This is a genomic window from Clostridioides sp. ES-S-0048-02, from assembly GCF_020658495.1.
Classification (GTDB): domain Bacteria; phylum Bacillota; class Clostridia; order Peptostreptococcales; family Peptostreptococcaceae; genus Clostridioides.
On record NZ_JACVWH010000004.1, the window covers coordinates 141,105 to 154,766 of the forward strand.

Below are 13,662 nucleotides of genomic sequence, written 5' to 3' on the forward strand. Positions count from 1 at the left end.
TCTCTTAGATAGCTTTTAATCCAGCCATGGAGAATAGGTTTTAATCTAGTAAGTTCAAAGTTATATAATATTAGTTCTCACCTTCCACTAACTCTCTGAAAAAATATAATCTTTTACTGCTCTAGTCTATTCAATTCAATACAATTTTTGAAATTTTCTAACTATAATAACATATATTATCATGTTTATGCTAATGTGTCAATATCTATATAAGGTGCATCTTTCCATAATTTTTCTAAATTATAAAATCCTCGATTTTCCTCATTAAATACGTGAACCATTATATCCCCATAGTCAAGAAGTACCCAAGTTTGAGTTCCTTGTCCTTCTTTTCCTCTTGGTTCTAATCCTAGTTTTGCTAATTCATCTTCAACATTATCAGCTATAGCTTTTACTTGTCTTTGAGAAGATGCTGTAGTAATAACAAAATAATCACATAAACTAGAAACTTTTCCTATATTTATTATAACTGTATCTTGACCCAGCTTATCTTCTATGGCATCATATGCTATTTTTGTCATTTGTTCCACTGTCATATAAAATTTCCTCACTTTCCTAATTTAAATACACTTAGTTATTCTAACATATTAATACGATTTTGTAACATAGTCAACTTTAATTTTATTAATATGTTTGCCTTTATATAAGATTTTTATAATAACTTTTCTTTAATTAGGTAGTTTCTTGCCATAACAGTTCTTGGATGTATTTCTTCTTTTTTATTAATAACAAACATTAAAGTATTATTAAATGAAGTTAAAAGTGCTTCGTCAAGCTTACCTTCATAGGCTAATTCTCTCAATGTATCTACAACTGGAAATTTTCTTCCTTCTTCAATTAAATCTGCTATGTAAATTATTTTTTCTAAAAGAGACATATCTTCTCTTCCTGTTGTATGGTATTTAATTGCATTTATAATATCTTCATCTTCTATACCAAACTCATATTCACATATGTATGACCCTATCACACTATGTGATAGAGAGCGGTTTCCATCTTCTATTGGGTCTAAGTATATTTCATACTTATTAACATAATCCTCTACTTCTTTATCACTTAAGTATTTCGCACAATCATGAATCATTCCCGCTATATAGGCTTTTTCTTTGTCACATCCATAAATTTCACACAATTTTACAGCACATTCTGCAACATTTTTTGAATGGCTAAGCCTTCCTACTGGTAGCATTTGATTTAATCTCTGGTTAATATTCTCTAAGTTCATTTAATCATCTCCATATTGATATAGTTTATTTTCATACAAATAATTTTCTACATTTTCGGGTACTAAGTAACGTATAGACTTTCCTTCATTTAGCTGTTCCCTTATATATGTGGATGATATATCCAATGATGGAACGTAAACTGTTATAATGTCAGCATTATATTTTTTAGTCAGTTTCTCTATAGTTTCTTGTGACCTTAATAAGCTAATACCTGGTCTAGTTGCAGCTATAAAAGTAGCTAACTCAAAGTTTTTCTTTACATCTTTCCACTCTTCAACACTACAAATAGCATCTGCCCCTGTTATAAAGTAAATATCAGCATTTTTGTATTTTTTCTTTAAATATTTTAATGTATCGATTGTATAAGTCCTTTTATTTCTTTCGATTTCTACTTTTGAAACTAAAAAATCTTCATTGCTTTCAGTTGCTAGAAGTGTCATATTGTATCTATCATACTTATTTGTAGTGATACCTAGTTTATGTGGTGGATTTCCTGATGGTATAAAGATAATTTTGTCAATCTCATACTTATCTCTAATAAACTCTGCTGTTGCTAAATGAGCATAGTGTATAGGGTCAAAAGTACCTCCTAATATACCTATTTTGATTTTGCCTTTATGGCGATTAAATTTCTCTAGTTTTTCAGTATTTTTCAATTCTGCCTTCTGAACTAGATTTTTACTTCTCATATTTTGTCTCCTTTTAATGTTATAATACTATTGTACCATTATTTTTTATTTCTTAAAGCTTATAAATTATTTTTTTTGGTATATAATCATATTTATATGGTAAAAAACACTTTAAAAAATAATTATTTAACATAGTTTCACTTAACTTTTTAATAAAAATAACTTTTTATTATTTTGTCTTAATTTAGATTAAATATAACCTATAATTATAAGTTTTTTATTAAATTTTATTAGTTACTTTTGTTAATATAATTACATATAAAAAAGGAGCAATTATGAGTATAATTACAAAAATAGAACAACAAAAAAGAAATGATGATAGAGTAAATATTTATGTAGATGATAAATTTTTTATTGCTATATTTAAAGAACTTGTTTATACATTTAATTTAAAAAAAGGAAATGAAGTAAATGAAGAGGAATTAAAATCCATTTTAGATGATGAGATGTATATAAAAGCTAAAAATAAAGCATTAAATATTTTATCTCGTGCTGACCAGTCTGAAAAAAAAATGAAAGAAAAACTATCAGCAGATTTTGAAGAGGATACAATTGATAGAGTTATAGATTTTCTTAAAAATTATAATCTGGTAAATGACAATATATTGGCTCAGAAAATAGTTAATACCAATGTTAATTTAAACAAATGTGGTAAAAACAGAATTAAACAAAATTTATATAATAAAGGTATTGAAAGAAGTGCAATTGATGAAGCAGTATCAGAATTAGACAAAGATACTGAATTTGAAAATGCTATGTATCTAGCAAAAAAAAGATATGAAAGGGTAAAAAAAGAAGATAAAAAGAAAATATATCAAAAAATTTCTCAACATCTTTCCTATAAAGGCTTTGATTATGATATTATTAAAAGAGTTTTAAATAAACTTTTAAATTTTGATGAATCTGATATATAAGTATATTTTTAAATATACTAAGGAGGTAAATTATGAAACTAATTATTGGTGGTTTAAGCTTTTTATTAGGATTATATAATATATATCAATTATATAGAGAAGATAGTATGAGATAAGTATTATTTTATTAAAATATAATACTTATTATGGAGGGAAAATCAAATGAAAAGTCAAGAAAGATTTAAAATTTTAGACGTTGATGTTTATCTACAACCATTTGAGTCTGACATAAAAAAAAGGATGAAACACTATGAAGATGTAAAAGCAAAAATATTAACTAGCTGTGAAGATTTTAATTCTTTTGCAAATGGTCATCTTTATTATGGATTCCATCAAACAAATGATGGATGGTTTTATAGAGAGTGGGCTCCAAATGCAGATAGTTTATCATTAATTGGTGACTTTAATAATTGGAATAGAAAATCCCATCCTCTAAAAAAAATAGATTCTGGTAATTGGGAAATTTTTATACCTGATAAAAACAGCTTACCTCATAAATCTGAGGTAAAGGTACAAGTCACTACAAATGGGGAAACATTTGACCGCATACCATTATACATAAAGAGGGTAATCCAAAAGGATTCTGGTAGCTTTAATGGGCAGATATGGCAACCAAAAACTCCATTTAATTGGACTGATAATGAATTTGATTTAAAAAACATAACTTTCCCTTTAATCTACGAATGTCATATAGGTATGGCTACTGAAAAAGAATCTATTGGAACTTATAATGAATTTACTGAAAATATACTTCCTAGGATAAAGAAAGCTGGATACAATACTATTCAACTTATGGCTATCATGGAACATCCATATTATGCTTCTTTTGGATACCAAGTTTCAAACTTTTATGCAATTTCATCTAGATTTGGTACTCCTGAAGACTTAAAAAACCTTATAAATACAGCTCATTCAATGGGAATTGCTGTTTTATTAGACTTAGTTCACTCTCATGCTGTAAAAAATACTTTAGAGGGAATAAATGAATTTGATGGAAGTGAACATCAATTTTTTCATTCAGGTTCAAAAGGTAATCACCCTGCTTGGGGAACAAAACTCTTTAACTATGGTAAGCCTGAGGTAATTCATTTTTTACTTTCAAATATAAAATTTTGGCTAAATGAGTATCATTTTGATGGTTTTAGATTTGATGGCGTAACCTCAATGCTATATCATAACCACGGTCTTGGAGTTTCATTTGACAGTTATAAAAAGTATTTCAGTGCAAACACTGATATGGAAGCTATAACATATCTTCAATTTGCAAATGAATTAATAAAAGAAATCAAACCTAATTCAATAAGCATTGCAGAAGATATGAGTGGAATGCCTGGAATGTGTATACCTATAAGAGATGGTGGAATTGGCTTTGACTATAGATTAGCAATGGGAGTACCTGGTTTTTGGATAAAAACTATCTCAAAATCTTCTGATGAAAATTGGGATTTAGGCAAAATGTGGTACGAGTTTACTACTAGACGTCCTGGTGAAAAAAACATTGGATATTGTGAATCTCATGACCAAGCATTAGTTGGTGATAAGACAATTATATTTTGGTTAGCAGATAAAGAAATGTATTGGAATATGGAAATAAACTCAAATAATCATATTATTGATAGAGCCATGTCTCTAAACAAATTAATTAAATTAGCAACATTTTCTCTAGCTGGTGAAGGATACCTAAATTTTATGGGAAATGAATTTGGACACCCTGAGTGGATTGACTTTCCACGTGAAGGAAACAATTGGAGTTATAAATATGCTAGAAGACAATGGAGTCTTTCAGAAAATGATAACTTAAAATATAAACAACTATTGAACTTTGATAAATCTATGCTTGAACTTACAAAATACAGTGATATTTTTGCACAGAATAGTTATGAACTTATACATATAGATAATGATAAAAAACTTTTAGTATACAGTAAGGGTAAATATTTATTTATATTTAATTTCCATCCTAATCTGATGCAATCAGTAGACATATCAAAATTCCAAGACAAAAAATACAAGACAGTATTAAGTACTGATATGATAGAGTTTGGAGGAAAAACAAGACCAGAAAACTTAATAGACTACGATATCTATTTTACTTCTACTCCTCCATCTTCTAAAATACCTATTGCATCTCTCACAGCAATAGTATTTTTAAATAATATTATCTAGATATAAATAACTACTAAAAGCCAAATAACAATTTTGATTTTAATACAAAATGTTATTTGGCTGATTTATTTTCTTGCTAATTAATTATTTTTTATATCTGACATTATAACTTCCAACTTTTAATTTGTGGAATTATATTCATCTTAACAGTCTGTGCCTTTAGAGCATTTCTAAATTTTTCAGTAGATGTATTTTTAAACATTTTGCTAGAAGCACTTTTAAGATTTTCTATAGAATCCCAGTGTTGTATCATAATCCATTTTTGAGTTTTTTCATCATATAAAAGCTCAGTATCAATAAAGCCCGATTGAACAGAGTGAAAATTTATTTCTAAATCATTTACAATCTCTACAAATGCATCTTTTGATAAATTCTCTTCCACATTAAATTCTACTATTTCTGTAATAATTTTCATATACAAACCCTCCTATTTATCTTTCTTACATCATAACAAGAAGTAAATTAAAGGTATTGTAAAAAATCGACAATATAATTATAAATAGTTGTATGTTGTGTTTTCTTTAATAGTTTTATTCTCTTTAATAAATTTAATTGGCGATACTCCTGAAAACTGTTTAAATTCTTTAATAAAATGAGCTTGGTCATAATATTCATTTTCATAAATTAAGTCAAGAAAGTTATTATTTTTAGAGCTATAAATAAGCTGATTACTTACCATTTTAAATCTATATATTTTCCTTAGTATTTTAGGTGTATACCCAGTATATTTTAAACAAGCTCTTTCTAAAGTTTTAATATTTATGTTCATCTCATCACAAAACAATTTTATAGTGTTATATTGATTATTGTATATAAATAAATCTAGGAGATTTATCATCTTATTTATAACCAAATTTTCATCTAATATAGATACTAGTATTTTTTCTAAATGTAAAACTATATCTTCTATTGATAATATTTGATTTAATGTACTTTCCAATTTCCCAACAAAACCTTCTGATACTTGTTTTAAGTCAACAAGTTGACCCTTAAACTCTGAAATTGGTATCTTTAAAAATGGATAGAGCCCAAATGGATAAAAAGAAATACCCATCACACGTATATTTCCACGTTGAATAACAAATCCATGCTTATCTCTTATTCCATTAAAATGTATATTACTTGCATTATAATTTTGATTTTCAATCTTATATTCCATAACATCAGAAAGATTAATGATAATATCTATACTATCTGTAGGTAATAACTTATTATTTAGCAATATATTTGATTTTGTTTCAAGATACCAAATAAACTTTACCCAGGGTTTTAAACGAACATTTCTAACTGCATACCTTGTAACTGATAACATTGTAATTAACCTCTATCCTAAATTTTTTTATCATTATATACTTTATCTTTATATTATACAATATAATTTATCCTATCAAAAACTTAATCTATTCCATATCTATCTTATACATTTTTTTAATGCTTTAGAAATAGGAAGTGCTATTATAAGACCTATTAACACCTGCATTAAATTGCCTGGTATTGAAGTAAGTGGAATTATAAAATTACCATAAAGTATAACCTCTGTTACATAATATCCAAACAACATCCAAATTGATGAAACTACTACTCCTATTACATTAATCAAAAAATTTTCTCCATTCTTGCCATTTGCCCATACAATCTTTCCAAGTAAATACCCCATAATACCTCTAACTATAAATGTAAATGGAGCCCATAGAGTCCACCCAGATATCAAATCAAAAAGAGCCATCCCAATAGCACCTGATAACGCACCTTTTTTACTTCCAAATACTATTGCTGATATAAATAACATTGCTGTTCCTAAATGTACAAGACCTCCATTTATAGATATTGGCAATCTTATATTTATAAACTTGGTTGCAACAAATACTAACGCTATTAATAGTGACGTTTCTACCAAATCTTTTGTTGTAAATTTCTGTTTAGCTGTAGCTTCCATGCCACATCCTCCTTTTATATTGTGACTAAAAATAATATTTATTAAATAAATCTACTAAACTTCCATTTGTATTAAATTCTAATACTTTTAAACTTTTATCCAATACATTTAATATGTGAACTATTTTATCAAGACTAGCATTTTCCCCCATATGACCTATTCTCAAAATAGCATCCATATATTGATTTAATGATGTTGCAACAAGTGTATTGTAATTTTTAAGCATATAATCAGTAAGTTTTAATGCTCCTATACTTTCAGGTATTTTTATTGCTGTCACTGTATTAGAATATCCTTCTTCTAAAAACAATTCTAAACCATATTCTTCAACAGCTTGTCTTACACTAGAAGCTATTTTCTCATGTCTACTTAATACCTTTTCCACACCCTCTTCTAGTATATTGTCTAAGGCTCTATCAAGACCCATTATGTCACTTATTGGCATTGTATAAGGGAAATATTTTTTTTCGTAATATCCTTCCCATATACTTAAATTACAATAAAAACCTACTATGTCTGTTTTTCTATTTTTTATACAATTTTTTGCATCTTGACTTATACCGACTATAGTAAGACCCGCAGGTGCAGAAATAGCTTTTTGAGAACCGCCTAATATTACATCTATTTTAGATTCATCTACATTTAACCTTTCACCCACCATACCTGCCACAGAATCCACTACAGTTAAGATTCCATATTCCTTCAATAGCGGACATATCTCACTTACATCATTTAATACACCTGTTGGAGTATCACAATGAACCACTGTTGCATATTTAAAGTTATTATCCTTTTCTAAAAACTTTCTTAACTCATCAACATCTATACTTTTTGTATATTGACTTGAAAAAAGCACATACTCTCCACCATACATTTTTACAAAGTCTTTAAATCCTTCTCCATATATACCATTGTCAATTACAAGAACTCTATCACCCTTCTCTGTCAGTGAAGCACAAGCTGCTTCAAGTCCCAATATTCCTTCACCACTTAATATGTAAATATCATTCTTTGTACCAACTATATTTCCAAACTTTTCACATGTCTTCTTATAAAACTCAACAAAATCAACATCTATATCTGGGTTAGTTGTTTTCTCTGCTCTTATTAGCCTTACATTTTCTCTAGTTTCTGTTGGTCCTGGTGCATAATTAATTTTATTATTCATATATATCAGCTCCTTTTTATTTTCTATACGATTATTATACAAAATTTTCATTTTTCATGGTACAATTTTATATTTTTTTAGAATTGTACCAATACATTTTTTTCTGATAACAATCTTCTGAACATTAAACATACTATCACTTACAACTTAAATTGATAAGTTATATTAATAAGAATTTTATAACAGTAAAAACAACAAAATACAGGACATATGAACATTTAAGCCACTTGCCCTGTATTTGTATATTATTAACCTATTTAACTCTATTTTTATATCTTCTATAATCCTGTTTAAAAATTAAATATAGCTTTTTATATATTTTTATTCACTATATCTTACTCTATCAATAAGAGATTCTTTGTTAAAGCTTCTTCCTATTAAATAAGTTGTTATAAATTGAGCTATAAGGATAAATACAACCATAAATAAAATTGGTACTATTGGTAATGCATATGTTGCATAAGATAATCCAGTTTTTCTTAAAAATACAACTGCAATGTATCCTAATATACCTCCAAAGACAATACTGCCTATCATCATTCTAGAAGTATAATATATAGCTTCTGAATTAAGCATTTTTACTAATTGTCTATTAGTAAGTCCAATTGCTTGAAGCATACCAAGTTCTTTTTTTCTAGTAACTATACTAGTTATCATTGTATTTACAAGATTCATAAATCCAATAACACCTATTATACCAGTTAAAGTATAGCCCATTATTTTTATAAATGAAATCATCATCTTATTTGATTCTATTCTACTATCTAAAAAATCCGCTTCTAAATATCCATTAGATTTAGCAATTTTCTTTATAGCATCTTTAACTTCTTGATATTTTCCTTCTTCAGTATATATTCCAATAGTACTTGTTGTATCATATTTCAAAGCTCTATCTATAAAATCTTTTCCTATACCAAAACTTGGAGTTCCCATAGCTATTGCTTGAACTTTAAATTCTTTTTTTATCTCTTTATCTCCATCATATAGAGTTAATTTTATTTTATCTCCAGCCTTTACACCCATTTCTTTTGCTGTATCAAGGTGAGTAATGACTATTTCGTTTCCTGTTTGTAACCCTTCAAAATTTATTTTTCCATCTATTAGGTTTTTATTTAAACCCTTCACATCATTTTCATTTATGCTCTGTAAAAGGTCATGTTTAAACTCAACATTATAATCCTCCATCCCAATTTTTACAGAATTTCCTAATTCAGTTTTTTTGACTCCTTCTATACTCTTTACTTGGTTTAAAAAGTCTTTACCTAATGGATTATTCATTTGTAGAATATTCAAATTACTTTCAGGATTCTTGTCGCTATCCATTTCATATCCAGTAAATCTAACTTCTATATCATAAGGAAAATGCTCTCTAGCCATCTTCTCAGCATTAAAACTTTCTAAAGCAGTAGATACTGTTATAAATATAGTTCCACTTAACATAAGAGATATCAGTGTCATATAAGTACGCTTTTTATTTCTTTCTAAATTTGCTTTTGATAAATTCTTTAAATTTATATTTTTATGTCCTTTTCTATCATTTTTACCACTTATTTCATTTCCAGTATATCTTACTGCATCAACTATAGATACCTTTGAAGCTACTTTCATTGGTTTCAAAAGTGATAAAACAACAGATATAAAACTTATTACCACAACCAATAATAGCACTGGTAATTGTGATGATTTTACATCTACACCCATAAATGATTTTATTATAATATTTGCAAGTGCATAACCTAAAATTGTTCCTACTGGTATTGCTATTCCTGCTAATATAAAGCCTTCCTTAAACACTATTGCTTTTACTTGTTTTTTAGTTGCACCAATTGCTCTAAGTTTTCCAAATTCTTGTACTTTAGTAACTATTGAGATGTAGAATATATTGTATATTACCAATATACTAGACAATACAATTACTAAGCCTATAAGAACTCCTCCTATCATTGTTTCACTATCTGGTTTTAAAGCATTTATATAATTTTCATTTACAAGTATATTATTAGTATCTAATCCTATATCATTTGCAATCTTATTTAATTTTTCTTTTGCCTGTTCTATAGATAAATCACTCTTATCTTTTAATTTAACATATATATTGAAATCTTCTTGTGACATATCTCTAGTATTTTTCATATATGTTTCTGATATAATAGCAGAATAATTCTTTCCTGCTTCATATATTTCACTAGTTTCTAAGATTCCAGTTATTATAAATTCTTTTTCTATTCTTTTGTCGCTTTTATAATCATCATAAGGTACTTTTATTTTTTCACCTAATTTTTGACCATGACCTAATGCTTTTAAAGCTCCACTATCTAGTACTATTTCATTTTCTTTTGTTGGTAATTTTCCTTTTATAAATTCAAAATTATTTAATTTTAAACCCTCTTCATTCATATATGATAATGAAATGGTTGTATCATCTTCTAGCTTCTCAACACCCACTCCATTCATTTTTCCAGCTAGTTCAATATCTGCATGATTACTTAATATTTCAGCTTGTTTTTCATTTACATTTGCTAATACTCCTTGATAATTGCCTGAATACTTTATTGTATTTTCCTTTTGATATTCTCTTGTATCGACAATATAAATACCTATAGATGAAAGCATCAATGTTGAAAGTATTATAGTTATTATTATTAATATACTTTTTGATTTATTTTGTTTTACATTACTTTTTGCTATTTTAGTAGTATTAATCATTTTTGTCACCAACCTTTGATACCTTACCATCCTCTATAAATATAACTCTATCAGCCATTTGAGCTATACTATCATCATGAGTTATCATAACCAAAGTTTGACTATATTTTTTAGACATAGACTTTAGTATACTCATAACTTCATCTGATGTTTTGGAATCCAAGTTTCCAGTTGGCTCATCAGCAAGTATTATGGCTGGTCTTGTTGCCAAAGCTCTTGCTATTGCTACTCTTTGTTGTTGACCTCCTGATAATGTATTTGGTAAAACATCGTGTTTATTTTCAAGCCCCAAAGATTTTAAAAGGTCTTTTATAAATTGTTCATCCACAGTTCTACCATCTAGACCGATTGGTAATACTACATTTTCCCATACATTAAGAGATGGAATTAGATTGTAGCTTTGAAATATAAAGCCTATTTTTCTTCTTCTAAATACGGCAAGTTCTTCTTCTTTCAATGTAAATATGTTTTTATTATCAATGTATACCTTGCCAGATGTAGGTATATCGAGACCACCTATCATATGTAACAATGTACTTTTTCCAGAACCAGATTTACCTATTATAGCTACAAATTCACCTTCATTTATTTCTAAATTTACATCATCTAAAGCTTTTACTAAACTTTCTCCTTCTCCATAATGTTTTGATAAACTTTCAGTATATAGTATTTTCATAAAATTATCCCCTCACTCTAAGTTATGTTGCTCCTTAATCATCTACTTCTAATTTGTGGAGCTGTTTATACTTATATAATATATGTAGAGGATTACATTCTCCTTTCAGTAAACATTACATAGTTGTAAGAAACAAAGAAAACTTACTTCCTTTTCCTAGATTAGAAGATACCATGATATTACCACCTTGTTCTTCCAAAATTTTTCTACTTAAATACAATCCTACACCACTACCTTCTATAGATTCAATTTCTTCATCTGTTCCTCTATAAAAACGTTTAAATATGTTATTAAATTCATTTTTTGCAATTCCTCTACCATTATCCTCTATTATGATTTTAAAATAGTTTACAGTCTCTTCTATGGATATATTTACTTCTCCATTTCTTTCTGTATACTTAACAGCATTGTCTAATACATTAAAAATACTTTCCTCAGTCCATTTTTTATCGTGAGGTATAATTCTACTATTAAATTCATTTATTTTTAATGTTATATTTTTAATTCTCGCTTTAGGAGTTATACTTTCTATAGCATTTAAAATAGTACTTTTTATGTCATTATCTTCTTTTTTTATGCTTATCATACTAATCTCTAGTCTTGATATGTTAACTAAAGAATTTATTAAATTTTCCAATTTATTTATAGAATTTTTATTAGTTAATAAAAACTCATGTGCTTCATCTTCGTCTAAGTCTTCTTCTATAAGTAATGTATTATATAATTTTAATGATGCTAAGGGAGTTTTTAATTGATGAGAAATGTCTGTTACTAATGATTTTACACTTTCCTTTTCTTTTTCTAATTTAATAAATTTTATCTTTAAACTTCTATTTAACTCATACAGGCAATTGTTAATCTTACTAAATGTACCCTCTTTAAAATACTCATTATATTCTACCAAATAACCAGAATTATCTAACTTGCTACCTTCTTTTAAATAATTTTCTTGTGCCATTTGCTCCACTATAAAATAAATCTTGCTTAATCTTTTGTTTATGTATCTTATAAAATAATATATTATTCCTGTAATGGCTATAAACATTATTAAAAAAACAAAAATTGATTCTTTAAAAAAAGATTTTAAATATATGCCAAAGTTTTTATCATTTGACATTTTATTTTCTAGCCCATATCCAAATTTTTCAAGTGCTTTTTCTCCAACCTCTGCATTACTATAGTCAAAATTATAAATAGACTTTACTATATCTACCTCATCATCTGGATATTTTTCAATCAACATACCTGCCATACTTTGAGTATTTTTTATTTGATGTTCATATAAAACATATAGTCTATTATATTCAAAAAATATAAATGCAAGTGTTACCACAAGCATGGATAAAATAGAATATATAACAGCCTTTTTCATTATATAGTCCTCTTTAATACTAAAATTTTCTTTGGTATTTATATCTTTTAACATTTTTTTATACTCCTTTCACCCCATATATATCCAACTCCTCTTACTGTTTTTATATACTTAGGTTCAGAAGGATTCTTTTCTACTTTTTGTCTAAGTCTTCTTATATTTACTGCAACTGTATTATCATCTACAAAATTACCACTACTATCCCATAAAGATTCTAATAGTTGTTCTTTGGTCAAAGCTTGCATTGAATTTTCCATCAAATATCTTAATAGTTTAGTCTCTGTTTTACTTAAAATTATTTCTTCTTCCTTGTCATCATTTTTTATAATCAGTTTATTTTCTATATAATAAAAAAACAAATCATCACAAACCAGTAAAGTGTAATTTTTTACTGTATTTACCCTTTTCATAAATGCATTTACTTTTGAGATTAATACCATCAAACTAAATGGCTTTGTAATATAATCATCTGCACCTAAATCATAACCTGTAACAATATCCACTTCTTCATCAAGTGCTGTAAGCATTATTATATAAACATCACTTTTCTTTCTAATCTCCTCACAAAAATCAAACCCACTTCCATCTGGTAAACCTATATCAGAAATAATTAAATTTATATCCTCTTTAAAAAAAATACCTCTTGCCTCTTCTATACTAAATGTATTAAAAACATTGTATCCCTCTTTTTTTAATTTAAAGCTAATCCCTCTATTTAAAGATTTATCATCTTCTAAAAGTAATATATTATTCATGTTTTTCTCCTCCATTATTATGTATACTAGCTAAATTATATCATACTAACTAAG

13 protein-coding genes are annotated in these 13,662 nt (G+C 27.0%); 2 read left to right on the forward strand and 11 right to left on the reverse strand.

Features of this window, described 5'->3' with window-relative positions; all coding sequences use genetic code 11:
* Positions 1–185 precede the first annotated feature (185 nt).
* The 3 genes from rsfS to nadD form a co-directional block, all read right to left on the reverse strand.
* On the reverse strand, positions 186–536 hold the full coding sequence (gene rsfS, locus IC173_RS07470) for a ribosome silencing factor (protein ID WP_227432522.1): 351 nt from the start codon (positions 534–536) through the stop codon (positions 186–188).
* A 116-nt stretch (positions 537–652) separates the two neighbouring features.
* On the reverse strand, positions 653–1,225 hold the full coding sequence (gene yqeK, locus IC173_RS07475; protein WP_227432521.1) for a bis(5'-nucleosyl)-tetraphosphatase (symmetrical) YqeK: 573 nt from the start codon (positions 1,223–1,225) through the stop codon (positions 653–655).
* Complete coding sequence (gene nadD, locus IC173_RS07480) at positions 1,226–1,915, reverse strand: nicotinate-nucleotide adenylyltransferase (RefSeq protein WP_227432520.1); 690 nt, start codon at positions 1,913–1,915, stop codon at positions 1,226–1,228.
* 275 nt (positions 1,916–2,190) lie between these two features.
* Between nadD and recX the strand changes: the two genes are divergently transcribed.
* Both recX and IC173_RS07490 read left to right on the forward strand, forming a co-directional pair.
* Positions 2,191–2,829: a recombination regulator RecX gene (gene recX, locus IC173_RS07485; RefSeq protein ID WP_227432519.1), complete on the forward strand. Its 639-nt coding sequence runs from the start codon at positions 2,191–2,193 to the stop codon at positions 2,827–2,829.
* Between the two features lie 162 nt (positions 2,830–2,991).
* Entirely contained in the window at positions 2,992–4,995 is a 2,004-nt protein-coding gene (locus IC173_RS07490; protein ID WP_227855370.1) for an alpha-amylase family glycosyl hydrolase, read from the forward strand.
* A 103-nt stretch (positions 4,996–5,098) separates the two neighbouring features.
* Here the strand turns inward: IC173_RS07490 and IC173_RS07495 are convergent, their stop codons facing one another.
* From IC173_RS07495 to IC173_RS07530, 8 genes are all read right to left on the reverse strand, one after another.
* Positions 5,099–5,410, reverse strand: a complete 312-nt coding sequence (locus IC173_RS07495) for an antibiotic biosynthesis monooxygenase (RefSeq protein WP_227432517.1) — start codon at positions 5,408–5,410, stop codon at positions 5,099–5,101.
* 78 nt (positions 5,411–5,488) lie between these two features.
* On the reverse strand, positions 5,489–6,307 hold the full coding sequence (locus tag IC173_RS07500) for a helix-turn-helix domain-containing protein (RefSeq protein WP_227855371.1): 819 nt from the start codon (positions 6,305–6,307) through the stop codon (positions 5,489–5,491).
* 99 nt (positions 6,308–6,406) lie between these two features.
* A complete protein-coding gene (locus IC173_RS07505; RefSeq protein WP_227432515.1) occupies positions 6,407–6,931 on the reverse strand; it encodes an ECF transporter S component in 525 nt (174 codons plus the stop codon).
* A gap of 25 nt (positions 6,932–6,956) precedes the next feature.
* Complete coding sequence (locus IC173_RS07510) at positions 6,957–8,099, reverse strand: pyridoxal-phosphate-dependent aminotransferase family protein (RefSeq protein ID WP_227845606.1); 1,143 nt, start codon at positions 8,097–8,099, stop codon at positions 6,957–6,959.
* Between the two features lie 321 nt (positions 8,100–8,420).
* A complete protein-coding gene (locus IC173_RS07515) occupies positions 8,421–10,805 on the reverse strand; it encodes an FtsX-like permease family protein (protein ID WP_227855372.1) in 2,385 nt (794 codons plus the stop codon).
* Positions 10,798–11,481 carry an ABC transporter ATP-binding protein gene (locus tag IC173_RS07520; RefSeq protein ID WP_227432512.1) on the reverse strand — a complete coding sequence of 228 codons (684 nt, stop codon included), beginning with the start codon at positions 11,479–11,481 and terminating at the stop codon, positions 10,798–10,800. Before IC173_RS07520 ends, IC173_RS07515 begins: the two co-directional genes overlap by 8 nt.
* A gap of 115 nt (positions 11,482–11,596) precedes the next feature.
* A complete protein-coding gene (locus IC173_RS07525; protein ID WP_227855373.1) occupies positions 11,597–12,907 on the reverse strand; it encodes a sensor histidine kinase in 1,311 nt (436 codons plus the stop codon).
* Positions 12,901–13,608, reverse strand: a complete 708-nt coding sequence (locus IC173_RS07530; RefSeq protein WP_227432510.1) for a response regulator transcription factor — start codon at positions 13,606–13,608, stop codon at positions 12,901–12,903. Before IC173_RS07530 ends, IC173_RS07525 begins: the two co-directional genes overlap by 7 nt.
* Between the last annotated feature and the right edge of the window lie 54 nt (positions 13,609–13,662).